Annotated in this window: 26 protein-coding genes; 16 read left to right on the top strand and 10 right to left on the bottom strand. The window is 64.1% G+C overall.

Translation table 11 applies throughout. The annotated features are described in order from the left end of the window. Nucleotides 1-43 precede the first annotated feature (43 nt). From rpsP to X268_RS33580, 6 genes are all read left to right on the top strand, one after another. Nucleotides 44-376: a 30S ribosomal protein S16 gene (gene rpsP, locus X268_RS33605; RefSeq protein WP_128928927.1), complete on the top strand. Its 333-nt coding sequence runs from the start codon at nt 44-46 to the stop codon at nt 374-376. A 9-nt stretch (nt 377-385) separates the two neighbouring features. Then, nucleotides 386-934 carry a ribosome maturation factor RimM gene (gene rimM / locus X268_RS33600; RefSeq protein ID WP_128928926.1) on the top strand — a complete coding sequence of 183 codons (549 nt, stop codon included), beginning with the start codon at nt 386-388 and terminating at the stop codon, nt 932-934. Nucleotides 935-967: 33 nt separating this feature from the next. Continuing rightward, entirely contained in the window at nt 968-1,723 is a 756-nt protein-coding gene (trmD, locus tag X268_RS33595; protein ID WP_128928925.1) for a tRNA (guanosine(37)-N1)-methyltransferase TrmD, read from the top strand. A gap of 110 nt (nt 1,724-1,833) precedes the next feature. Then, a complete protein-coding gene (gene rplS / locus X268_RS33590; RefSeq protein ID WP_011083318.1) occupies nt 1,834-2,214 on the top strand; it encodes a 50S ribosomal protein L19 in 381 nt (126 codons plus the stop codon). Nucleotides 2,215-2,689: 475 nt separating this feature from the next. Continuing rightward, the gene (gene leuC, locus X268_RS33585) at nt 2,690-4,096 is read left to right on the top strand and encodes a 3-isopropylmalate dehydratase large subunit (RefSeq protein ID WP_128928924.1); all 1,407 of its coding nucleotides are present in this window, start codon (nt 2,690-2,692) and stop codon (nt 4,094-4,096) included. A gap of 94 nt (nt 4,097-4,190) precedes the next feature. Continuing rightward, nucleotides 4,191-4,400 carry a hypothetical protein gene (locus X268_RS33580; RefSeq protein WP_128928923.1) on the top strand — a complete coding sequence of 70 codons (210 nt, stop codon included), beginning with the start codon at nt 4,191-4,193 and terminating at the stop codon, nt 4,398-4,400. Between the two features lie 88 nt (nt 4,401-4,488). Here X268_RS33580 and X268_RS33575 read toward each other — a convergent pair whose 3' ends face one another. Next, nucleotides 4,489-5,007 carry a hypothetical protein gene (locus X268_RS33575; RefSeq protein ID WP_128928922.1) on the bottom strand — a complete coding sequence of 173 codons (519 nt, stop codon included), beginning with the start codon at nt 5,005-5,007 and terminating at the stop codon, nt 4,489-4,491. Between the two features lie 180 nt (nt 5,008-5,187). On the opposite strand from X268_RS33575, the gene X268_RS33570 reads away from it, so the two are divergent. Beyond that, entirely contained in the window at nt 5,188-5,487 is a 300-nt protein-coding gene (locus X268_RS33570; RefSeq protein ID WP_128928921.1) for a DUF1330 domain-containing protein, read from the top strand. A gap of 105 nt (nt 5,488-5,592) precedes the next feature. Here X268_RS33570 and X268_RS40730 read toward each other — a convergent pair whose 3' ends face one another. Next, nucleotides 5,593-5,751 (bottom strand): hypothetical protein, encoded by a 159-nt coding sequence (locus X268_RS40730; protein WP_347341906.1) that lies wholly within the window; start codon nt 5,749-5,751, stop codon nt 5,593-5,595. Nucleotides 5,752-5,900: 149 nt separating this feature from the next. Then, nucleotides 5,901-6,182, bottom strand: coding sequence for a hypothetical protein (locus X268_RS33560; protein WP_164938213.1), 282 nt, complete (start codon nt 6,180-6,182; stop codon nt 5,901-5,903). A gap of 155 nt (nt 6,183-6,337) precedes the next feature. Between X268_RS33560 and X268_RS33555 the strand changes: the two genes are divergently transcribed. From X268_RS33555 to X268_RS33540, 4 genes are all read left to right on the top strand, one after another. Next, nucleotides 6,338-6,736, top strand: a complete 399-nt coding sequence (locus X268_RS33555; RefSeq protein WP_128928918.1) for a metallopeptidase family protein — start codon at nt 6,338-6,340, stop codon at nt 6,734-6,736. 135 nt (nt 6,737-6,871) lie between these two features. Continuing rightward, nucleotides 6,872-7,477, top strand: coding sequence for a 3-isopropylmalate dehydratase small subunit (gene leuD / locus X268_RS33550; RefSeq protein WP_008539074.1), 606 nt, complete (start codon nt 6,872-6,874; stop codon nt 7,475-7,477). Between the two features lie 80 nt (nt 7,478-7,557). Beyond that, nucleotides 7,558-8,343 carry a glycosyltransferase family 32 protein gene (locus X268_RS33545; RefSeq protein WP_128928917.1) on the top strand — a complete coding sequence of 262 codons (786 nt, stop codon included), beginning with the start codon at nt 7,558-7,560 and terminating at the stop codon, nt 8,341-8,343. Nucleotides 8,344-8,486: 143 nt separating this feature from the next. Further along, nucleotides 8,487-8,906, top strand: coding sequence for a hypothetical protein (locus X268_RS33540; protein WP_128928916.1), 420 nt, complete (start codon nt 8,487-8,489; stop codon nt 8,904-8,906). Nucleotides 8,907-9,019: 113 nt separating this feature from the next. Here the strand turns inward: X268_RS33540 and X268_RS33535 are convergent, their stop codons facing one another. After that, nucleotides 9,020-10,696, bottom strand: coding sequence for a methyl-accepting chemotaxis protein (locus X268_RS33535; RefSeq protein ID WP_128928915.1), 1,677 nt, complete (start codon nt 10,694-10,696; stop codon nt 9,020-9,022). A gap of 459 nt (nt 10,697-11,155) precedes the next feature. Here X268_RS33535 and X268_RS33530 point away from each other — a divergent pair, with 459 nt between their 5' ends. After that, nucleotides 11,156-12,127 (top strand): helix-turn-helix transcriptional regulator, encoded by a 972-nt coding sequence (locus tag X268_RS33530; RefSeq protein WP_128928914.1) that lies wholly within the window; start codon nt 11,156-11,158, stop codon nt 12,125-12,127. Nucleotides 12,128-12,181: 54 nt separating this feature from the next. Here the strand turns inward: X268_RS33530 and X268_RS33525 are convergent, their stop codons facing one another. Both X268_RS33525 and X268_RS33520 read right to left on the bottom strand, forming a co-directional pair. Next, nucleotides 12,182-12,838, bottom strand: coding sequence for an HAD hydrolase-like protein (locus X268_RS33525; RefSeq protein ID WP_128928913.1), 657 nt, complete (start codon nt 12,836-12,838; stop codon nt 12,182-12,184). A 3-nt stretch (nt 12,839-12,841) separates the two neighbouring features. Then, the gene (locus X268_RS33520; RefSeq protein WP_128928912.1) at nt 12,842-13,723 is read right to left on the bottom strand and encodes an HpcH/HpaI aldolase/citrate lyase family protein; all 882 of its coding nucleotides are present in this window, start codon (nt 13,721-13,723) and stop codon (nt 12,842-12,844) included. 112 nt (nt 13,724-13,835) lie between these two features. Between X268_RS33520 and X268_RS33515 the strand changes: the two genes are divergently transcribed. Next, entirely contained in the window at nt 13,836-14,480 is a 645-nt protein-coding gene (locus tag X268_RS33515) for a carbonic anhydrase (protein WP_128928911.1), read from the top strand. A gap of 204 nt (nt 14,481-14,684) precedes the next feature. On the opposite strand, the gene X268_RS33510 is transcribed toward X268_RS33515, so the two are convergent. Then, nucleotides 14,685-15,719 carry an aspartate-semialdehyde dehydrogenase gene (locus X268_RS33510; protein ID WP_128928910.1) on the bottom strand — a complete coding sequence of 345 codons (1,035 nt, stop codon included), beginning with the start codon at nt 15,717-15,719 and terminating at the stop codon, nt 14,685-14,687. Nucleotides 15,720-15,835: 116 nt separating this feature from the next. On the opposite strand from X268_RS33510, the gene X268_RS33505 reads away from it, so the two are divergent. Together X268_RS33505 and X268_RS33500 are read left to right on the top strand one after the other, a co-directional pair. Beyond that, the gene (locus X268_RS33505) at nt 15,836-16,627 is read left to right on the top strand and encodes a hypothetical protein (RefSeq protein WP_128928909.1); all 792 of its coding nucleotides are present in this window, start codon (nt 15,836-15,838) and stop codon (nt 16,625-16,627) included. Nucleotides 16,628-16,797: 170 nt separating this feature from the next. Continuing rightward, the gene (locus X268_RS33500; RefSeq protein ID WP_128928908.1) at nt 16,798-17,190 is read left to right on the top strand and encodes a hypothetical protein; all 393 of its coding nucleotides are present in this window, start codon (nt 16,798-16,800) and stop codon (nt 17,188-17,190) included. Between the two features lie 72 nt (nt 17,191-17,262). On the opposite strand, the gene X268_RS33495 is transcribed toward X268_RS33500, so the two are convergent. Continuing rightward, on the bottom strand, nt 17,263-17,901 hold the full coding sequence (locus X268_RS33495; protein ID WP_128928907.1) for an LbetaH domain-containing protein: 639 nt from the start codon (nt 17,899-17,901) through the stop codon (nt 17,263-17,265). A gap of 150 nt (nt 17,902-18,051) precedes the next feature. Continuing rightward, nucleotides 18,052-19,164, bottom strand: a complete 1,113-nt coding sequence (gene leuB, locus X268_RS33490; protein ID WP_128928906.1) for a 3-isopropylmalate dehydrogenase — start codon at nt 19,162-19,164, stop codon at nt 18,052-18,054. A gap of 242 nt (nt 19,165-19,406) precedes the next feature. On the opposite strand from leuB, the gene X268_RS33485 reads away from it, so the two are divergent. Continuing rightward, complete coding sequence (locus X268_RS33485; RefSeq protein WP_128928905.1) at nt 19,407-20,591, top strand: YbfB/YjiJ family MFS transporter; 1,185 nt, start codon at nt 19,407-19,409, stop codon at nt 20,589-20,591. 3 nt (nt 20,592-20,594) lie between these two features. On the opposite strand, the gene X268_RS33480 is transcribed toward X268_RS33485, so the two are convergent. Continuing rightward, nucleotides 20,595-21,377, bottom strand: a complete 783-nt coding sequence (locus tag X268_RS33480) for a molybdopterin-binding protein (RefSeq protein ID WP_128928904.1) — start codon at nt 21,375-21,377, stop codon at nt 20,595-20,597. Between the last annotated feature and the right edge of the window lies 1 nt (nt 21,378).

The following is a 21,378-nucleotide window of genomic DNA, read 5'->3' as shown; positions in this document are numbered from 1 at the left end:
AAATACCAATCAACCGAACAAAACGTATTTGAAGGAGAACTGAATGTCCGTCGTTATCCGCCTCGCCCGCGCAGGCACCAAGAAGCGTCCCGTCTATCACGTCGTCGTCGCCGATTCGCGCTTCCCCCGCGATGGCCGCTTCATCGAGCGTCTCGGCTATTTCAACCCGCTGCTGCCGAAGGACAACGAGGCGCGCCTCAAGCTCGACATGGAGAAGGTGAAGGCCTGGGTCGCCAAGGGCGCGCAGCCGTCGGACCGCGTGATGCGTTTCCTCGACGCTGCCGGCGTCAAGAAGCGCGAAGCGCGCAACAACCCCGAGAAGGCCGTGCCGCGCAAGGAGCGCAAGGCACAGGCCGAAGCCGCCGCGAAGGGCTAAGGCTAGACCATGTCGGCGCTGGTCTGCGTCGCGCGGATCGGCGCCGCGCATGGTGTGCGCGGTGCGGTCAAGCTGTGGACTTTTACGGAGGATCCGTTTGCCGTCCGCCGCTACGGTCCGCTGTCAACCAAGGACGGCAGGCGCCAGTTCGAAATCGCGCAGGTGCGCGAGGCCAAAGATCATCTGGTCGCGACATTCAAGGGCGTCGCGACTCGCGATGAGGCCGAGCGCCTCAACGGCATCGAACTCTACGTCGCGCGCGAAAAACTGCCCGCGACCGATGAGGATGAATATTACCACACCGATCTGATCGGGCTTGCTGCGGTCACCACGGACGGCGACGTGCTCGGCCGCGTGCTCGCGGTCCACAATTTCGGCGCCGGCGACATCATCGAGATCGCACCCCTCAAGGGCCCGACGATGTTGCTGCCGTTCTCGAACGCGGTGGTGCCGGAGGTCGACATTGCGGGCGGCCGCGTCGTGATCGCGCTGCCGCAGGAGATCGCGGGGGAGGATGCGCCCTCGGTGAGTCGTCCCCGCGAAAGCGGGGACCCATAACCACAGGCCGTGGTTTTGGCTAAGCTGACTGCAATGACCAACCCCTCACCCTGGCGCGCGACGGTGCTGACGCTGTTTCCGGAGATGTTTCCGGGGCCGCTCGGCGTGAGCCTGGCCGGGCGGGCGCTGGCATCCGGACTCTGGGAGATCGAGGCCCGCGACATCCGGGCTTCCGCCACCGACCGCCATCGTAGCGTTGACGACACCCCGGCCGGTGGGGGCCCGGGAATGGTGCTGCGGGCGGATGTTCTGGCGGCGGCGATCGATGCCGCCGGGATCGGTCCGGACCGGCCGCGCCTCCTCATGAGCCCAAGGGGGCGGCCATTGACCCAGGCCCGCGTCGCCGAACTTGCCCAGGGCCCTGGACCCCTGATCGTCTGCGGGCGGTTCGAGGGGGTGGACCAGCGGGTGATCGACGGGCGGGGCCTGGAGGAGGTCTCGATCGGCGATTACGTGCTGTCCGGGGGCGAAATCGCAGCTTTAGCCCTGATCGACGCCTGCGTCCGGCTGCTGCCAGGGGTGATGGGCAAGGAAGCCTCGGGAACCGAGGAAAGCTTCTCCGAAGGCCTTTTGGAATACCCCCAATACACCCGCCCGCAGCTGTTCGAGGGGGCTCCGATCCCTGAGATCCTGACCTCGGGCGACCATGCCAAGGTGGCGGCCTGGCGGCGGGCGCAATCCGAGGCCCTGACGGCGGCCCGGCGGCCGGATTTATGGGCCCAAATCCCGCCCAAACCGGCGAATCGGGCCGGGCGCCAAAAAACGCCAAAAAACAAGACAGACGGGTGACAAACGCTCCGGCTTGCCTTATAGGAGCGGCCAAATCCGCAATGGCTGGATAGACGAATTTTGCGCAGCCCCCCGTTTCCAGGGCTGGGCGCGCCGATGGAGATTTACCCATGAACCTGATCAAGCAGCTCGAGCAAGAGCAATTCGACAAGCTGTCCGCCGGCAAGGACATTCCGGAATTCGGTCCCGGCGACACCGTGATCGTCAACGTGAAGGTCGTCGAAGGCGACCGCACCCGCGTGCAGGCCTATGAAGGCGTCTGCATCGGCCGTTCCGGCGGTGGCCTCAACGAGAGCTTCACCGTCCGCAAGATCTCCTACGGCGAGGGCGTGGAGCGCGTGTTCCCGGTGATGTCGCCGATGATCGACTCGATCAAGGTGGTGCGCCGCGGCAAGGTTCGTCGCGCCAAGCTCTATTACCTGCGCAACCTTCGCGGCAAGTCGGCCCGCATCGTCGAGAAGCAGGACCGCCAGGCTGCCGTCGGCGAGTAAGCTTCGCCCCACCAGGCAAGTTTTTCGAAAGCGCGGGCTCGGCTCCGCGCTTTTTTGTTGCGTCAGTGCGGCGCGCACGGTGACTGCCCCTCACCCTGAGGAGCGCGGAACGCGCGTCTCGAAGGGCGAGGCCACCGGCCGGGCCTTTGCATCCTTCGAGACGCGCGCCAAGAGCGCGCTCCTCAGGATGAGGGTCATGCATGGTGTGCGTGGCAGTCAGTTGAAACCACTCGCGCTTCCAATTCGGCCTGCTATATATTCTTGGAATGTTTCCAGATCCGACCAGCCTCGCCCCCGTCAAGCGCATCGTCATCGACGATCGCTCGCGGCTGCCTGGCCGGTTCTTCGGACGCTTCGCGACCTCGGCAACGTCAGAGCTTATTCGCGCAGCCTGAAAGGCTGCGCCGACGATTTTGTTGCCCGCGCGCTACCTGCGCATATCCGCTGACACAACGTTCTTTCGGAGCTTAAGCTCATGTCCAAGCCGACCACATTGTACGACAAGATCTGGAACGACCATCTGGTGCACGAAGCCGAGGACGGCACCTGCCTGCTCTATATCGACCGTCACCTGGTGCACGAGGTGACCTCGCCGCAGGCGTTCGAAGGCCTGCGCGCCACGGGGCGCAAGGTCCACGCGCCCGAGAAGACGCTCGCCGTCGTCGACCACAACGTGCCGACCACCGATCGCACCAAGCCCAATCCCGATCCTGAAAGCATCGAGCAGATCAAGGCGCTGGCCGAGAACGCCAAGGAATTCGGCATCGAATATTACAACGAGTTCGACAAGCGTCAGGGCATCGTCCACGTCATCGGCCCCGAGCAGGGCTTTACGCTGCCCGGCACCACCATCGTCTGCGGTGACAGCCACACCTCGACGCATGGCGCCTTCGGCGCGCTCGCACACGGCATCGGCACGAGCGAGGTCGAGCACGTGCTGGCGACGCAGACGCTGATCCAGAAGAAAGCGAAGAACATGCGCGTCACCGTCGATGGCAAATTGCCCGACGGCGTGACCGGCAAGGACATCATCCTGGCCATCATCGGCGAGATCGGCACCGCTGGCGGCACCGGCTACGTGCTGGAATATGCCGGCGACGCAATCCGTGCGCTCTCGATGGAAGGGCGCATGACGGTCTGCAACATGTCGATCGAAGGCGGCGCCCGCGCCGGCCTCGTTGCGCCCGACCAGAAAGCCTACGACTTCCTGCGTGATCGTCCGAAGGCCCCGAAGGGCGCGGCCTGGGATGCGGCGATGCGCTATTGGGAGAAGCTGCGCTCCGATGAAGGCGCGCATTTCGACCACGAGCTGCGCCTCGACGCCGCAAAGCTGCCGCCGATCGTGACCTGGGGCACGAGCCCAGAGGACGTCATCTCGGTCACCGGTATCGTGCCCGATCCCGACAAGATCGCGGACGAGGCCAAGCGCATCTCCAAGCATCGCGCCTTGAAGTATATGGGCCTGACCGCGGGGACGAAGATCACCGACATCAAGCTCGACCGCGTCTTCATCGGCTCCTGCACCAACGGCCGCATCGAGGATTTGCGCGCGGCGGCGAAGATTGCGGAAGGCAAGACCGTTTCGGCGAACGTCAACGCCATGGTCGTGCCGGGCTCCGGCATCGTGAAGGAGCAGGCCGAGGCCGAGGGTCTGGACAAGATCTTCATCAAGGCCGGCTTCGAATGGCGCGAGCCGGGCTGCTCGATGTGCCTTGCCATGAACCCGGACAAGCTGAAGCCGGAAGAGCGCTGCGCCTCGACCTCGAACCGCAATTTCGAGGGCCGCCAGGGCTTCAAGGGCCGCACCCATCTGGTGTCGCCGGCGATGGCGGCGGCCGCGGCGATCGCGGGCCACTTCGTCGACGTCAGGGACTGGCGCTAAGCCACTCCCTGCAATTGTAGCGATCGCGGCAAACCGCCGTTAATCGATCGGCTGACACTCTCGTCCTCGCGATGATTTCGCGAGGACACGCCTCATGGCCAACAAGCCGGAATATGTCGACCTGATCGGCGAAGCCACGCGCCAGCACCGCCGGCGCGCCGCGCCCTTGCGCATCGTCGCCAAACCGGAGGTCGCGGAGACCTCCAAGCTCAGCCGCTGGCCGCCGGCGATGTTCAAGCAGTGGAAGCTGGACAATCTGATGCGGTGGAAGGCTTCGTCGTGGAGGCTGAAGGATTGGCTGTGAACTCTGGTGCGCACTCGGGCACCTGAGAATCTCGAGATTCCGGGTCTGGCGCTGACGCGCCATCCCGGAATGACGGCTCTAGCTCACGTCACCAATAGTAGCGGTACGGATAGTGCCAGCGATGCCAGCGGCAGACGCGGCGCGGGCCGTAATACGTCGAGATGATCCGGCAGCGGCGCGGATAGTGATAGTAGGGATAGTAGCCGCCGTAATAGTAGCGCCGATGGAAGTGGCGATGGCCGTAATACGGGCGATAGATCCCGTAGCGATGATAGCCGCCGTAATGGCGAAATCCGCCGTAGCGATAGCCGCTGCCGTGGAACCCCGGCGCGGCGCGGAAGCCACCGACATGGCCGCCGTGAAATCCGCCGCCGCGGAAACCACCGCCGCCGTGAAAATGTCCTCCACCGCCATGTCCGCCGCCGCCGTGGCGAACCGGCGTGACGAGGTCCTCGGTTGCAGTCTTCGCCGCGGGTGACGTCGCCGGATTGATCAAGCTCAGCGCTTCAGCGCGACGCGTGGTGCCGGCCGACAGCATCAACGTCGCCGCCGCTGCAATCCCGAGGAGACGCATCGGGCTTGCCCTGAGACCCATTATCCTCAGCATGGAATTCTCCCTGACTCTGGACAGCGGAGTTGCGATGCGCGTTTCCGGCTCGCGTCATCCCTGTTCAATTGCAGTCGCTCCCGGGATTAAAATTGAGGACAGCGATGTGAACGCGCCATGAATGAACGAAGCAGGGCTCCGTGCTGCGGCGCTGTGCCGCGATGGGAAGGAATTCGAGAGATGACTGTCTATGCGATCGCACAATTGAAGATGACGGACCGCGCGGCCTATGACCGCTATCAGGCGCGGTTCTTCGACGTGTTCAGGAAGTACAATGGGCGCCTGCTCGCCGCCGACGAGCGTCCGCGCGTGCTCGAGGGAACATGGCCGCACGACAAGCTGGTCATGATGTCGTTTCCGGACGAGGCCGCCTTCCTCGCCTTCTCGAACTCGCCCGACTACGAGGAGATCTCGCGTGACCGCAAGGCCGGCGCAAAGGCGACCGTGCTGCTGGTCAAGGGATTTGCGCCCGCGGGCTAAAGCGCGATGAGATTTGGACGAATCGTCCTCGCGCTTTAGATTGTCGTTTGCGCATGATCTTTCCGGAAAACCGCTTCGCACTTTTCCGGATCATGCTTTAGCGGTTCACCAGAACGGCCCGTAGCCGAACACGAAGGGTGCGGGCACGCCGTAGGGATAGGGACGGTAATAGACCGGCCGCGCGTAGTAGCGCGGATCACGGCGCACCGCAGGCCGTACGATCTCATGCGTCCGCGCCGGGCGCCGTGCATCGAAAACCGCCATTCCCGCTGAGGCCTCCGGCATCGTCGCCCTGTGCGCGGCGGAAACGCTGGGCAGACCGGTCGCAAGCGCGACGGCAACGGCCCATGCAATCCATCTCGCCATGATGACCCCGTGAGGCTTCCGCGCTGCGCGCTGGTGTTGAACCGGCGTTAGCCCGGGCGCCAATGGCAGCTCACACGCGGCACGATCACGGTGCCGCTCGGCCGGTATTCCTGCACATAGGTCGCGTTGCATTCGCGGACCGCATTAGGACCGGGATTGTAGCGCGGATAGACGCCGTCAGGGCTGTAATAGGGCGTGACCCGCAGGCGCGGGGGCGGGCGCTTGCGCGGCGGCGGGATGTCGTCCGGCAAGCCCGCCTGGGCCAGCTTGATCCGGGGGGCCGCTGTCTGGGCCTCTGCGCCAACGGAAAACTGCGAAAACAACCCCATGCACAGTAGCGTCAGCGCTGTTTTTGCTCGCATTTTTTCGCCCACCTGAAACGTCCCATTTGGGGCCCACGCTCCCCGTTTTGGCGTCGGCCGTCAACCTCGCCGCGCTTATAAAGCGGGATGCATCGCCAAGGAACCCGCGCTAAGAGAGCTGCATGTGGACGGAATTGAAAGCGCCCTCTCTGGCAGAGATGGAAGCGACGGCGCACGAGATCTTCGAGGGCCTGCCGGCGGAATTTCGCGGCCTGTGCGAGGGCGTCATCATCCGCGTCGACGACTTCCCGACCGAGGAGGTCCTCGACGAGATGGAATGCGAGAGCGAGTTCGACCTGCTCGGCCTGTTCCAGGGCGTCGGCCTGCCCCAGCAGAGCCTTGGCGACGTGGCGCGGCTGCCCAACATGGTCTGGCTCTACCGCCGCCCGATCCTGGATTACTGGGCCGAGCACGACGAAAGCCTCGGCCATATCGTTCGCCACGTCCTGATCCATGAGATCGGCCACCATTTCGGTCTCTCGGACGACGATATGGCCGCGATCGAGGCGCAGGTGGCGTGACGGCGTCGCCACGCGGCAGGTGTGCGCCCTCTCCCGCAGGCGGGAAAGGGAAGGCAGATCTGCCGAATTCGGCCTAGGATTCAGGCCCCGGACACGATAAATACGCCTTCCCTGAACCACCCGGGAAACGCAACCATGGACAAGTTCACCACGCTGGAAGGCGTCGCGGCGCCGCTGAAGATCATCAATGTCGACACCGACATGATTATTCCGAAGCAGTACCTCAAGACCATCAAGCGGACCGGCCTTGGCAAGGGGCTCTTCTCCGAGCAGCGCTACAAGGACGACGGCAGCGAGAATCCGGATTTCGTCCTCAACCAGCCCGCCTATCGCAATGCGAAGGTGCTGGTTGCCGGCGACAATTTCGGCTGCGGCTCGAGCCGCGAGCACGCACCCTGGGCGCTGCTGGACTTCGGCATCCGCTGCGTGATCTCGACCTCGTTCGGCGACATCTTCTACAACAACTGCTTCAAGAACGGCATTCTGCCGATCCGCGTCTCCCAGGAAGACCTCGACAAGCTGTTCGACGACGCCGAGCGCGGCGCCAACGCGACGCTGACGATCGACCTGCCGAACCAGGAGATCCGCGGTCCCGATGGCGGCAAGGTCAAGTTCGAGATCGACCCGTTCCGCAAGCACTGCCTGATCAACGGCCTCGACGACATCGGCCTCACCATGGAGAAGAAGGCCTCGATCGACACCTACGAGGACAAGCTCAAGCGCGAACGCGCCTGGGCGTGATCTCCGATCCCGTTTGCAGCCCCGGTGCGACGCGCGCCGGGGCTTTTTCTTTGTTCTGATTACCCCGTATAGCTGCACCCATGCTGCCCGAGATCGTCACCTTCTGGCATGGCCCGATGGATGCGCTGCGCCAGACCTGTCTGCGCTCGCAATTGGCTGCCGGCCACAAGGTCACAGTCTACAGCTTCGACACCATTCCCGGCCTGCCCGCAGGCGTCGCGAACGCCGAGGCCGAAGCAATCCTGCCGCACGTGTTCTCCGAACGCTTGCGGCCGCCGCAGCCGGACGGCAGCTGGCGCGACTGGACCATTCTGCAGTTCAGCGACTTCTTCCGCATGAAGCTGATGGCGAAGGGCCTTGGCCTCTGGCTCGACGCCGACGTGCTGCTCCTGAAGCCGGTCGAGGTCGATCCGGCAAAGCCCTATTTCGCCTGGGAACGGCCGCGCCAGCTCGGCAATTCGGTGATCTATCTGCCGGCGGAGCACGGCATCGTGCGCGCGTTCGAAGAGCTGATGGAGCAGGAGGAACTGACGCCGAACTGGCTGTCGCTGCGCCACCGCATCACCTTCATGATGCAGCGCCTGCGCGGCGGCTCCAACCGTCTGTCGGACATTCGCGTCGCGATCTATGGACCCGCAGCACTGACCGCGCTCGCACGCCGCACCGGCGAATTGCACAATGCGCTGCCGAAGCAGTCATTCTACGCCGTGCACGCCGAGCCAAAGCTGTTCTTCGATCCCTCGAGCTATCTCGGTCTCGTCACCAACCCCGAGATCATCGGCCTGCACATCTCGCCCAAGGGCCGCGGCGGCGAAAAGCCTATACCGGGCAGCCTGTACGCCTGGGCGACGGAGCGATTCGGCTAGCTGCTGCGCGGGAAGTGCGCGACCCCTCCCGCAAGCGGGAGAGGTCGGCAGAGCCCCGCTCATTCCAGTTTGATCCAGCGCAACGCGCCTCTGCAACATCGTGCTTAATTGGCTTCAGTTCCGCCGTCCGAAGGGAGCTTTCCATGAGCACCGCAAGCAGGCCTTATCCCATCGTCCAGGACCTCATCGACTCCTTTGCGAGCTGGCTGAAGCATCGCCGCGAGATGAACGAGATCCGGCAGCTCGACCGCGCCGATTTCGACCGGATCGCGAGCGATTTGAGGATCGCGCCCGACGATCTGGAAGAGCTGGTCCGTCACGGCAAGCATTCCGCCGACGAGCTGCCAATGATGCTGCAGCAGCTCGGTATCAGCGCCGAAGGCCTCGGCCGCGCGCAGCCGCTGCTGCTGCGCGACATGGAGCGGGTCTGCTCGCTGTGCGGTCACAAGCCAGAATGCGACCGCGATCTCGCCGACGGCACCGCCGCGGAGAATTACCACGGCTATTGCGCCAACGCCTCGACCTTGGAGTCGCTCAATCGCGCCGACCTCGCGCCGCGGTGAGCGGCGCCTCGTGAAGTCCTGCCGTCCGGAGACTGAGCCGTAGCTGAACGGCTTCTGTCTGTTGCGTCAAAGGCGGCATGCACTCCGGAGGTTGATTTGAAGTGGCCGGCTGATCAAGCGCGGTTCACCATCGCGGCCGCCTCGGCGGCGGCGCGCTGCATGCTGGTCGACATCTCGTTCGTCACCGTGCTCTGCTCCTCGATCGCCGCGGCCGTCGACGTCACGTACTCGCTGACATTGTTGATGGCCTGCTTGATCGCAACGAGGGCACCGACGACGTCCCCCGATATCTGATTGAGGCTGCCGATCTCCTGAGCGATCTTATCGGTGGCCTGCTTGGCTTGGTTGGCAAGCCCCTTCACCTCGGATGCGACCACGGCAAAGCCGCGGCCGGCTTCCCCGGCACGGGCCGATTCGATCGTTGCGTTGAGGGCCAGCAGATTGATCTGACCGGTGATGTTGTTGATCATTTCCACGATGCCGCTCATCGACTGCGCGGCATCAGTGAGGCGCTGGGCCTGGGCATCGGCAGAGGAGACCTGCTCAACGGCGCCGATCGCGGTTTCGCGCGATTTGGTCATGGCCTCTGAGATCTCTCGCACCGATGCGTTGAGTTCCTCGGAGCCCGCAGCAACCGATTCCATCATGGCGCGGACGCGCTCGTTGCCCATCCGGACCAGCACCTGCCTGGTGGTGTCGGTCGCGTATTTCACCACTTTGAACGGATTGCCGTTGAGATCGAAGATCGGATTATAGGAGGCCTGGATGTAGATCTCCTTGCCGCCCTTGCCGATGCGCTTGTATTCGGCCGCCTGGTATTCGCCGCGATTGAGCGCCGCCCAGAACTCGCGATAGGCGGCGCCGTCTCGCTCCGAGGGCTCGACGAACATACTGTGGTGGTGACCCTTGATCTCGGCCAGCGAGTAGCCGACCGCGCTCAGGAAGTTGACGTTCGCCGTGATGATCGTGCCGTCCATGTTGAACTCGATCACCGCCTGCGCCTTGTCGATCGCCGCGATCTGGCCGGCCAGATCGGCGTTCTTCAGCTTGTCAGCAGTAATGTCGTTTGCGAATTTGACGACACCGAAGGGCTTCCCCGTATCGTCCAGCACGGGATTATAGCTCGCCAGGATCCACACTTCCTTGCCGCCCTTGCCGATGCGCTTGAACTCACCGGCCTGGTACTCCCCGCGGTTGAGCTTCTCCCAGAATTCGCGATAGGCCGCACTATCCCGCTCAGCGGCGGGCACGAACAGGCTGTGGTGCTTGCCCTCGATCTCGGCCAGCGGATAGCCGAGCGTCTTGCAGAAATTCTCGTTGGCGGTGACGATGGTGCCGTCGAGCTTGAACTCGATCACGGCCTGAGCGCGATTGATGGCGGCAAGCTTCGACGCATCAGACATGCTGCGCAGCTTCTTCGCAGTAATGTCGGTCGCAATCTTGATCACCTTGACCGGCTTGCCATCATTGCCGAGCACCGGATTGTATGACGCTTCGATCCAAATCGGGCGGCCGCCATTCGCGATGCGCTTGAACTCGCCTGCCTGAAACTCGCCGCGACGCAGTGCTGCCCAGAACGCCTGGTAATCCGTGCCGTCACGCTGATCGGCCGGCACGAACATGGAGTGGTGCTTGCCCTGGATCTGGTCAAGACTGTAGCCGAGCGCATCCAGGAAGTTCTTGTTGGCCTTGACGATCGTGCCGTCCATGTTGAACTCGATCATGGCCTGCGAGCGGCTAACCGCATCAATTTGCGCCTGCGCATCGCCCAGAAACTTGCGACCAAACATTCGTCTTGCTCCGAAATTGACGCTCAGTCCGCAGCACAGCGAACCGGCCTTAACCATTCATCCTGTCGCGGCGGAGCATTTTCGCTCGACCGCCGTTCTTGCGAATGAAGCAGATATCTGAATCGAATTATCAGAATATTTGTCCGATCGCAGACACAATGGCCGCTTTTTGCCAGGGCGATTAACCCGACAGCGACACACGGCCACCTTGACCGCGCCATCGGCGACGAACTGCGAAGGTCTCGCTAAATTCGCTATCGGTATTCGGCAAAACCTCGACTCTGCGAATGAAACGAAATGATCTTGCATCGAACGTCCCGACAATTTGTCGCAGGACGAGCAAGCGACGGCCCTCTCGCTGGCAACGGATCAATCTCGCCCATTGGCTATTCCGTGCAATCTCCAATTGGTAGCGCTGCGATTCCGATTCAGTAGCTTGAGCGTTTTGAGGATCCTGATTTGGGCGCCGTTTCATACCTTGACCGCTATCCTTTGCTACGGTCGCGCGACAGCGAGTTTGCGCGCGACCGCCTGTTCTCGGCCTATGGTGCCGATCGGTTTGGCAAGCGCGGCCACGAATTCGGCATCCAGGCCAATTTTGCTCGCCTGAATTCCATCGGCCTCGCGTTCTGCGCCTATGATGGCGCGGCATCGCTGTCCTTCCCTGAATCGCAGATTCTCCGCCAGTTCTTCTCCATCCAGGGCACGGCGGGCTTCAAGACCCAGGGGAACAGCCGGCCTCTCGAGGCCTGGCGTCCGATCATCTCCGGAGACGCCAGGCTGGATCTCGACTTCGCGCCGGGCTACCGCCAATTGGTGTTGAGGATAGATGTCCCGGCCATCACGCGCTTGTTGAACAACCTGCTCGGCGACGATTGCGGCGTGACCTTGCGCTTCGCCTCGGACGAAGCCGACCCCTTGGTGATGAAGCAGGTCCGGCATGACGTTTTCAGATTTGCCGAGGAGCTGGAAAGATTCGGGCAGGATTACTCGCCCATCGCCATCGCCGAACTCGAGCGGGCGCTGATGGTCCGGATTCTTTTGGCGCATCGGCACAACTTCTCTGACCGGCTGCAGCGCTCCGCGCCGCGCGCCCACCGGGCCGTGGTCGACATCGTGGAATCCTATATCGAGGCCCATTGGGACGAACCGCTCGACCTCGAAAGGATCGCGGAGGTCGCCAATGTGAGCGTGCGGACGGTATTCCGGGAGTTCTCCGAGTCCGGACGGGGATCACCGGGCCAGTTCGCGCGGCGCGTCCGGCTCTATCGCGCGGCAGAGCTGTTGCGACGGCCTGATGCGCAAACCAGCGTGCTTGCTGTGGCGTTCAAATGCGGCTTTCGAAATCTCGGACGTTTCGCATCCGAATATCGTCTCGCCATCGGCGAGCTGCCCTCCGAGACTTTGAAGAATGCGAGACGAAGGCAGTAAGGCGGCCACGCAACTCCCATCGTATTCCCCGCGCCGACGCACCGTGGACCGAACCTAGCCGGGGATCATCGACAGAACCGCGCGCGCGAGATCAATGGGCTGTTCGACCAACTGATCTGCGCCTGCCGTCTCCAGCTCATCCCGGCTGCCATAGCCCCAGAGCACGCCGAGGCTGCGCATCTCGACGGCGTGAGCACCGACGATGTCGTGACGCCGATCGCCGACCATGAGGCTGTGCGCGGCGGAGATGTCCTGATCGGACAGGATATGGGCGAGCAGCTCCGGCTTGTGATCCAGGCTGCCGCCCGGCCTTGAGCCGTAGATGCCATCGAAAAACTCGGCCAGATTCAGGTTCTGCAAAATTCGTTGCGCGAAAACCTGGCGCTTCGAGGTGGCGAGATAGATCCGCAATCCGGCGCGCCGCATGTCCTCGATCGCTGCGCCGATTCCGGGATAAAGCTCGCTTCCGAGCAGGCCGGCCTGGCCGTAGTGCTCGCGATAGGCCACGGCGGCTTGATCGATTCGATCGTCGCCATACGCCGCCAGCAAGATCTGCAAGATGTCTTCGAGCGGTGGCCCGACTGGTATCTCGGGCGCATCGTCGGGATCATGTCCGAGCGCCCGCAATGCGGCCGAGCAGCTCGCGACGATGCCCGGCCGGGAATCCACCAGCGTTCCGTCGAGATCGAGCAGGACGGAACGGGAGCGCACGCCTCAGCCCTTCCCCATCGCAGCGATCGCATCCGCGATGGCGATCGTGCGCCGGGCCATGTCGGCATGCAGGCGCTCGACCATCGCACCATCGAGGCGGATCGCGCCGCGCGAGGCGTTCTCCGGCAGCTCGAACGCTGCGATGATCTTTCGTGCGCGCGCGACGTCCTCTTCCGGCGGCGTGAAGATCGCGTTGCAGGCTTCGATCTGCGAGGGATGGATCAGCGTCTTGCCGTCGAAGCCGAGGTCGCGGCCTTGCGCGCATTCGGTGGCGAAGCCGTCGGAATTGGCGATGTCGCTATAGGGACCGTCGAGGATTTCGAGGCCATGGGCGCGCGCCGCCAGGATGCAATGGGTGATCATCGGGATCATGGCGGCGCGCCCCGGCAACATCCGGATCCGCGTCTCACGCGAGATGTCGTTCGGGCCGAACACGAAACCGGACAGGCGCGTCCCGGGATCGCGGCCCGCCGCAGCCAGCTCCTCGGCATGCAGCACGGCGCGCGCGGTCTCGATCATGGCCCAGACCTTCACCGTCGGCGCTGCGCCGAGCTCGGCGAGGCGGCGGCCGATCGCGTCGAGATCTTCGATGCTTGAAACTTTTGGAACCAGGATGCCATCGGGCGAAGCCTTGGCCGCCATGGCGACGTCATCCGCCCACCAGGGCGTGTCGAGACCATTGGTGCGGATCAAGATCTCGCGCCTGCCAAAGCCCTTGGCGGCAATCGCCGCGGCAATTCCGTCACGCGCCAGCGCCTTGGCCTCGGGCGCAACGGAATCCTCCAGGTCCAGGATCAGGCCGTCGGCGGGGAGATTGCGCGCTTTCTCCAGCGCACGAGGGTTGGAGCCGGGCATGAACAGATGGCTGCGGCGCGGACGGGTCATGCGGGCGTTCCTTCCGGTTTCCTCGTCTCTCTCTTCTGACCGAAGCCGATAGCACTTGGCCTGCCCGTTCGAAAGGCTTGTTCGACCCTGCGGTATATGGTTAGGCATAGGCATGATGACATTCCCGAAGCATTTGCTGGAAGGCTACAAGGCCTTCGCCACCCAGCGGCTGCCGACCGAGCAGAACCGCTATCGCGAGCTGTCGGTGAAGGGACAGTCGCCGGAAGTGATGGTGATCGGCTGTTGCGACAGCCGCGTCTCGCCCGAGGTGATCTTCGACGTCGGCCCGGGCGAACTGTTCGTGGTCCGCAACATCGCCAATCTGGTACCGACCTATCAGCCCGACGAGAACGCCCATGGCGTGTCGGCGGCGCTGGAATATGCGGTGACGGTGTTGAAGGTGAAGCACATCGTCGTGCTCGGCCACGCCCAATGCGGCGGCATCCGCGCCTTCGTCGACAAGATCGAGCCACTCACGCCCGGCGACTTCATCGGCAAATGGATGCAGATGTTCATCAAGCCGGGCGAAGTGGTCGAGCAGCGCGACCACGAGACCATGGCGCAATTCGTCGAGCGCATCGAGAAGGCCGCGGTGTTCCGCAGCCTGGAGAACCTGATGACGTTCCCGTTCGTGCGCAAGGCCGTGGAGAGCGGCCAGATGCAGACCCACGGCGCCTATTTCGGCGTCGCGGAGGGATCGCTGTTCGTGCTGGACAAGGTCGCGAAGGAATTCAAGAACGCGCAAAGCGTGGCGTAGGCGATTTCGCAAACTCTCTCGTCAAACGAGATCGTCGTCCCGGACAAGCGCAAGCGCAGATCCGGGACCCATACGCCGCAGCAGTCGTTTTGCGAAGACTCGGAGTTGCCGGCCTGGCGCCAAACCACGTCCTGTGGTTATGGGTCCCGGATCGGCGCGCGCTTTTTGCGCGCTTGTCCGGGACGACGAGGGAGTGGACGGAGCTTAGGCCGCCTGCTTCTTCGCGCTGATCAGCTTGCGGTTGATCAGCACTTCCGCGATCTGGATCGCGTTCAGCGCGGCGCCCTTGCGCAGATTGTCGGACACGCACCACAGCACGAGACCGTTCTCCACCGTCGCGTCCTCGCGGATGCGGCTGATGTAAGTCGCGTCCTCGCCGGCCGCCTCGTACGGCGTGGCGTAGCCGCCGGGCTCCTGCTTGTCGATGACGAGGCAGCCGGGCGCCTTGCGCAGGATCTCGCGCGCTTCATCGGCGGTGATCGGATTCTCGAACTCGATGTTGACGGCCTCGGAGTGGCCGACGAACACGGGCACGCGCACGCAGGTGGCGGTGAGCTTGATCTTGGGATCAAGAATCTTCTTGGTCTCCGCCATCATCTTCCACTCTTCCTTGGTGAAGCCGTCTTCCATGAAGACGTCGATGTGGGGGATGACGTTGAAGGCGATGCGCTTGGGGAATTTCTTCGCGACCAGCTCGTCATTGGTGTAGACGGCCTTGGTCTGCGAGAACAATTCGTCCATAGCGTCCTTGCCGGCGCCCGACACCGATTGATAGGTCGAGACCACGACGCGCTTGATCGTCGCCTTGTCGTGCAAGGGCTTCAGCGCGACCACGAGCTGCGCGGTCGAGCAGTTCGGGTTGGCGATGATGTTCTTCTTCTTGAAGCCTTCGGTCGCAGCCGCATTCACCTCCGGCACGATCAGCGGCACGTCCGGATCCATGCGCCAAGCCGAGGAGTTGTCGATCACCACAGCGCCGGCGGCGCCGATCTTCGGCGACCATTCCTTCGACACCGACCCGCCCGCCGACATCAGGCAGATGTCGACGTCGGAGAAATCGTAATGCTCGAGCGCTTTGACCTTCAGGGTCCGGTCGCCATAGGAGACCTCGACGCCGACGCTGCGGCGTGAGGCCAGCGCCACGACCTCGTCCGCGGGGAATTTGCGCTCATCGAGGATGTTGAGCATTTCCCGTCCGACATTGCCGGTCGCGCCGACGACTGCGACTTTGTAACCCATCGTTCACTCTCCGATGAAAAAGCCCGTTCCTGAAGCTGACGCTTAAACAGGAAGAGCAGCGCTTCTATGCGAGAACCGGCCTCAAGACAACGTTGGACCCCGCCTGAAGGCCGTGGATGCAGTCGCCTGAGGCCAGCACGGCCGCCATCTCGACCCGGACCCGTCTCCATCTGGCGCTTGCAGCCTTCGCCGACGAGGTCGTCGGCATGCTGGCGCGCCTGTTCGCCTATGTGGGGGCGCTCGCGCTGCTGTCCATCCTTGGCCTTGCGGCGCTGGGCCAGCTGCCCGATCTGCGCGACGATGAGCCGGCGCCGAAGCCGGGCTGGAGCGTGGCCGACCGCTCGCATCCGGCCTTCGCCCTCAGCCGCCTTGATTCGTCAGAAAAAACAGCCTCTTACACCATCCTTCGGCATCCCGAAGGCGGCCGCCGGGACGTCATGCGCTGGGCGAGCGAAGCGGAAAAGCCACTGGCGGAACTAGAGATTTACCGGGAGGGCGGCGAATTCGACGTGACCCGTCCGGCGGCCGCGGGCCTCGCCGCCCAGATGGGCCTGCGGACAGATACGCCGCTCGAGCAGGCCGGCCTGATCGACACGAAATTCGGCCCCGTGGCCCTGTTCCGGCCGATCGGCCTGACCGGGACGCCGTCCTGCCTCGGCTACCTCAAGCGCAACGAGGAGCCGGGCTTGCAGATCTCCGGCTTCTCCTGCCAGGGCGATACCCTGCCCGCCCAGCGCGCGGCGATTGCCTGCACGCTGAACCGGCTGACGCTGTTGACCTCGGGCAACGAGCCGAAGCTGGCCGACCTGTTCGCGCATGCCGAGCGGAAGCGCCGTGCTTGCGACCTTGCGGGCTCGCCGGACTGGCTGCTGGGCTCCGCGAACGCGCAATTGCGCGGGACGCTTTGACCTGCATCAAGGATTCTGCATCAAGCTCAAGTGGCTGGTATTGATGCAACTTTTGCCGGCGCGCCCGATTATTCCGAGCTGGTGTGACCCAATAGACCTAGTTGCGGCCGCCCCCGCCGGGCTAGTATGGGGTGAAATCGACTGGCGGTGCGCCGCCTGAAGGGGACGTGATGAGCTCGAAATTCTCTGTCAAATTGGCGACCTTGTTTGCAGCGGGCGCCGTGATTGCCATGTCCTCCGCCATTGGTTTGGCGACGCCGGCTGCGGCCGATACCAAGACCAAGCAGCGCTATGACGAGCGCGGCCGGCACTATTATGGCCCGAGCGGTCCCAACGCCGTCTACCAGCAGGGCCGCACCCGCATCTATGTCAGCAAGCGCTCCTGGCTCGACGGCGGCACCGAGGTCAATCCGGGCGACCGCAAGTTCAGCGATTACGCCTTCCCGCCGGCGGTGGGCTATCCGTCGTTCGCCCGCGAAAACCTCAACCGCCCGATCGATCGCCAGCCGCTCTCGCCGCCGCAGGACGTCGGCGGCTATCCGCAGAATTTCCCGCTCTACTGAGCGGACGGTTTTTTCCGAATCAAAAGGCCGGGCTCGCGCCCGGCCTTTTTTGTTTCGCCAGATGCATCCGCCTCACGCATTCGCCGCCGGATCGTAGCGCCGGCAAAACTCCTCGATCGCCTCGGAGCGGAAATCGCCGAGGCGCTCAAAGATCAGTTCATCCGGCCAATCCCACCAGGCGATGCGGCGCAGGCTCTCGGCGACGGCATCAGAGAAGCGCTTGCGGATGGGACGGGCGGGAACGCCGCCGACGATGGTGTAGGGTGCGACGTCGCGGCTGACGACAGCGCCGGCGGCAATCACCGCACCGTCGCCGACGTTCACGCCCGGGAGCAGGATGGCGGCGTGGCCGATCCAGACATCGTTGCCGACGACAACGCGGTCGCCGCGGCGGCCTGCGAAGAAATCGCGGTCGCGCGTCGCGCTGGCCTCGTAATATTCGGGGCAATAGGTGAAGCGATGCTGGGACGGCCGGCCCATCGGATGATTCGGCGCGCCGATCCGCACCGAATTGGCGATGGCCGTGAACTTGCCGATCACGGCGTCGGCCACATCGCAATTCTCGCCGAGATAGGAGTAGTCGCCGAGCGAGGCATATTCGATGCGCGTGCCCGCGAGGATCTCGCAGCGCCGCCCGATCTGCGCCTCGCGCCGGCGCACCGTTTCATGGATGATGGTTTCCGCGATCTTGGGGCGGGGTGCGGCATCCATGAGGGAGCTCCGATCGAAATCGCGGCGAAATTGGTCGCCTGTCATTCCGGGGGGCTCGAAGAGCCGAACCCCGGTGCGCAATTGCGCACCTGAGAATCTCGAGATTCCGGGTCTGGTCCTTCGGACCATCCCGGAATGACAACATGAGCCTTATGCGTGCAGCTTCTGCAATTCCTTCAGGATCGCTTCGCCCATCTGCGTGGTCGACGCCGATTTGGTGCCCTCCGACTTGATGTCGGCGGTGCGCAGGCCGCTGGCGAGCACCGCAGCGATCGCGGCGTCAACCTTGTCGGCGAGATCGCCCATGTCGAAGGAATAGCGCAGCGCCATGCCGAAGGACGAGATCATCGCGATGGGATTGGCGAGGCCCTTGCCGGCGATGTCAGGCGCCGAACCGTGCACGGGCTCGTACAGCGCCTTGCGCTTCCCGGTCTTGACGTCGCCCTCGCCGAGCGAGGCCGAGGGCAGCATGCCGAGCGAGCCGGTCAGCATCGCCGCGATGTCGGACAGCATGTCGCCGAACAGATTGTCGGTGACGATGACGTCGAACTGCTTCGGCCATTTCACCAGCATCATGCCGCCGGAATCGGCGAGCTGATGCTCGAGCGTGACGTCGGGGTATTCGCGCTTGTGGACCTCCGTCATGACCTCGTTCCAGAGCACGCCCGACTTCATGACGTTGCGCTTCTCCATCGACGTCACCTTGTTCTTGCGCTTCCTGGCAAGCTCGAAGGCGACGCGACCGATGCGCTCGATCTCATAGGTGTCGTAGACCTGGGTGTCGATGGCGCGCTTCTGGCCGTTACCGAGGTCGGTGATGGTCTTGGGCTCGCCGAAATAGACGCCGCCGGTGAGCTCGCGCACGATCATGATGTCGAGGCCTTCGACCGCCTCGCGCTTCAGGCTGGAGGCATCGGCCAGCGCCGGATAGCACACGGCGGGACGGAGGTTGGCGAACAGGGCGAGATCCTTGCGCAGGCGCAGCAGGCCGGCTTCGGGGCGCACCTCGTAAGGCACGGCATCCCACTTCGGGCCGCCGACCGCGCCGAAGATCACGGCGTCAGCGTCCTTGGCCTTGGCCATGTCTCCTTCCGAGATCGAGACCTTGTGGGCGTCATAGGCGGAGCCGCCGACGAGGCCGGTGTCCGTCTCGAACCTGGCGATCCCGGCCGAATTGAGCCAGTCGATCAGCCGCTTCACCTCGCCCATCACCTCGGGGCCGATACCGTCGCCGGGAAGCAGCAGCAGTTTGTGGGTCGCCATGGTCGTATCCTTTTCGATCCTCTCTCGTCATTCCGGGGCGCGAGCAAAGCGAGCGAGCCCGGAATCCATCGAGCCCCAGCGCAAGCGGAGAAATGGATTCCGGGTTCGCGCTGCGCGCGCCCCGGAATGACGGTCGGCCGGAGTGCTAGAGCGGCGTTGCGCGCTTGGCAAGACACCATTGCCGCCTCACGGCTGTGCAAGCCGGGCAGGGCCTGCCACATTGGGCGGGCCGGAGTACCCCCTTGCACGCCCCTGACCGCCCGCCCTACGCGCATCCCGCGCGGCTGATCCTGACGCTGTCGCTGGCCGCCACCGTCGGGCTCGGCATCGGCCGCTTCGCCTATGCGCTGGTGCTGCCCGACATGCGCGAGACCCTTGGCTGGTCCTACTCGGCGGCCGGATTCATGAACACCATCAACGCCGTCGGCTATCTCGTCGGCGCGCTGGTGGCCTCCCGCCTGATCCAGCGCATCGGCTGGGCGACCGCGATCCGCGGCGGAACCGTCGCCTGCGTCGCCGCGCTCGCCACTTGCGCTCTGACGGGAAATTTCGTCGCGCTGAGCCTGGCGCGCCTCGTGCTGGGTCTCGGCGCCGCAGCCGGCTTCGTCGCCGGCGGCGCGCTCGCCGCCACCATCGCCCAGTCGCGCCCCGAACGGGCCAATTTCCTGCTCAGCCTGTTCTATGCCGGACCGGGCATCGGCATTCTCTCCTCGGGGCTGATCGCCCCGTTCACGTTGCAATATTTCGGGCCGGGCTCGTGGTGGATCGTGTGGTGGGCACTGACGCTGCTGTCGGTCGCCATGACCGTGCCGCTGTTCCTGATCCGCATCGAAAGCGGCGCGCGTTTCTCGGAAAGTGGTCACGCCTCGTTCGCGATCCTGCCGGTGCTGATTTATCTGGCCGGCTATTTCCTGTTCGGCGCGGGCTACATCGCCTACATGACCTTCATGATCGCCTATGTGCGCGACGGCGGCGGCGGGGCGGCGGCGCAGGCGGCGTTCTGGAGCCTGATCGGCCTGTCCGCCTTCGTCACGCCCTGGGCCTGGCGCGGCGTGCTGGCGCTCGACCGCGGCGGGCTTGCCACCGCCATCATCCTCGGCACCAACGCAGCTGGAGCTGCCCTGCCGATGCTCGGACATTCGCCGGCATGGCTGGCGGTCTCGGCGGTCGTGTTCGGCGTCGCCTTCTTCGCCGTGGTCGGCTCGACCACCGCCTTCGTGCGCTTCAACTATCCGCCGCAGATATGGCCGACCGCGATCGCGGCGATGACGATCTCGTTCGGCGTGGGCCAGACGCTGGGGCCGATCGTGGTCGGCGCGATCACGGATGCGCTGGGGAGCTTGTCGTACGCACTGAATGTATCGGCGGCGCTGCTGGCGCTCGGGGCCGTGGCGGCGCTATGCCAGCGCAAGGTGGGGCCGGCTTAGTCGTCAGCTCCCGCTGAACGAATTATACCCCTGGTCTTCCCAATAGCCGCCCTTGTAGTCGTTGGTGACTTCCATCGAGACCACGTATTTCGGGTTCTTGAAGCCGAGCTTGGTCGGCACGCGGATCTTCATCGGGAAGCCGTAGGCGCGTGGCAGGATATCGTTTGCGTATTTGAACGTCATCTGGGTCTGCGGATGCAGCGCGCTACGCATGTCCAAAGGCGAATTGTAGCCGTCCTTGTCGGCGCACTGGAACCAGACATATTTCGCGCGCGTGTCGGCGCCGATCAGTTTCAGGAAATCGCGCAAGGGCGTGCCGGTCCAGCTGCCGATCGCGCTCCAGCCCTCGACGCAGATGTGACGCGTGATCTGGGTGACCTGCGGCAGTTTGTAGAGCTCGTCCAGCGTCCAGGACTTCTTGTTGTCGACGAGGCCGCGCACCTCGAGCTTCCAGTCTTTACCGTCCACGTCGGGCGCATCGTCGAGATCGTAATAGGCGTTGAACGGGAACGGCTTGGTGATCGCGCTTTCTGGGAAGGTCGGCGCCAGCGCGTCGGGATTGAAGATGAAGGCCTGCACGGCGTCGTTGAATTTCGAGACCTGTGCCAGCAGCGTATCGGCCGAGGACGAGTCCACGACATCGCAGCCGGTCAGCAGCGTCAGCGCGCCGAGGCTGGGGCCGCCCGCAATGAAGCGGCGGCGAGGAAAATCGGGCATCGTCTTGATGGCGTCCTTGATCAGGAGCCGCTTGTCGACGCCGGGGATCAGGAATGAACGCTTGGCCATG

The organism is Bradyrhizobium guangxiense (genome assembly GCF_004114915.1).
GTDB classification, from domain to species: domain Bacteria; phylum Pseudomonadota; class Alphaproteobacteria; order Rhizobiales; family Xanthobacteraceae; genus Bradyrhizobium; species Bradyrhizobium guangxiense.
This window is presented reverse-complemented; position numbering and strand designations above follow the sequence as displayed.

Coding starts and splice junctions, on each gene's coding strand:
- rpsP (WP_128928927.1), top strand. CDS start 44: ATGTCCGTCGTTATCCGCCTCGCCCGCGCAGGCACCAAGAAGCGTCCC.
- rimM (WP_128928926.1), top strand. CDS start 386: ATGTCGGCGCTGGTCTGCGTCGCGCGGATCGGCGCCGCGCATGGTGTG.
- trmD (WP_128928925.1), top strand. CDS start 968: ATGACCAACCCCTCACCCTGGCGCGCGACGGTGCTGACGCTGTTTCCG.
- rplS (WP_011083318.1), top strand. CDS start 1,834: ATGAACCTGATCAAGCAGCTCGAGCAAGAGCAATTCGACAAGCTGTCC.
- leuC (WP_128928924.1), top strand. CDS start 2,690: ATGTCCAAGCCGACCACATTGTACGACAAGATCTGGAACGACCATCTG.
- X268_RS33580 (WP_128928923.1), top strand. CDS start 4,191: ATGGCCAACAAGCCGGAATATGTCGACCTGATCGGCGAAGCCACGCGC.
- X268_RS33575 (WP_128928922.1), bottom strand. CDS start 5,007: ATGCTGAGGATAATGGGTCTCAGGGCAAGCCCGATGCGTCTCCTCGGG.
- X268_RS33570 (WP_128928921.1), top strand. CDS start 5,188: ATGACTGTCTATGCGATCGCACAATTGAAGATGACGGACCGCGCGGCC.
- X268_RS40730 (WP_347341906.1), bottom strand. CDS start 5,751: ATGGCGGTTTTCGATGCACGGCGCCCGGCGCGGACGCATGAGATCGTA.
- X268_RS33560 (WP_164938213.1), bottom strand. CDS start 6,182: ATGGGGTTGTTTTCGCAGTTTTCCGTTGGCGCAGAGGCCCAGACAGCG.
- X268_RS33555 (WP_128928918.1), top strand. CDS start 6,338: ATGTGGACGGAATTGAAAGCGCCCTCTCTGGCAGAGATGGAAGCGACG.
- leuD (WP_008539074.1), top strand. CDS start 6,872: ATGGACAAGTTCACCACGCTGGAAGGCGTCGCGGCGCCGCTGAAGATC.
- X268_RS33545 (WP_128928917.1), top strand. CDS start 7,558: ATGCTGCCCGAGATCGTCACCTTCTGGCATGGCCCGATGGATGCGCTG.
- X268_RS33540 (WP_128928916.1), top strand. CDS start 8,487: ATGAGCACCGCAAGCAGGCCTTATCCCATCGTCCAGGACCTCATCGAC.
- X268_RS33535 (WP_128928915.1), bottom strand. CDS start 10,696: ATGTTTGGTCGCAAGTTTCTGGGCGATGCGCAGGCGCAAATTGATGCG.
- X268_RS33520 (WP_128928912.1), bottom strand. CDS start 13,723: ATGACCCGTCCGCGCCGCAGCCATCTGTTCATGCCCGGCTCCAACCCT.
- X268_RS33515 (WP_128928911.1), top strand. CDS start 13,836: ATGATGACATTCCCGAAGCATTTGCTGGAAGGCTACAAGGCCTTCGCC.
- X268_RS33510 (WP_128928910.1), bottom strand. CDS start 15,719: ATGGGTTACAAAGTCGCAGTCGTCGGCGCGACCGGCAATGTCGGACGG.
- X268_RS33505 (WP_128928909.1), top strand. CDS start 15,836: ATGCAGTCGCCTGAGGCCAGCACGGCCGCCATCTCGACCCGGACCCGT.
- X268_RS33500 (WP_128928908.1), top strand. CDS start 16,798: ATGAGCTCGAAATTCTCTGTCAAATTGGCGACCTTGTTTGCAGCGGGC.
- X268_RS33495 (WP_128928907.1), bottom strand. CDS start 17,901: ATGGATGCCGCACCCCGCCCCAAGATCGCGGAAACCATCATCCATGAA.
- leuB (WP_128928906.1), bottom strand. CDS start 19,164: ATGGCGACCCACAAACTGCTGCTGCTTCCCGGCGACGGTATCGGCCCC.
- X268_RS33480 (WP_128928904.1), bottom strand. CDS start 21,377: ATGGCCAAGCGTTCATTCCTGATCCCCGGCGTCGACAAGCGGCTCCTG.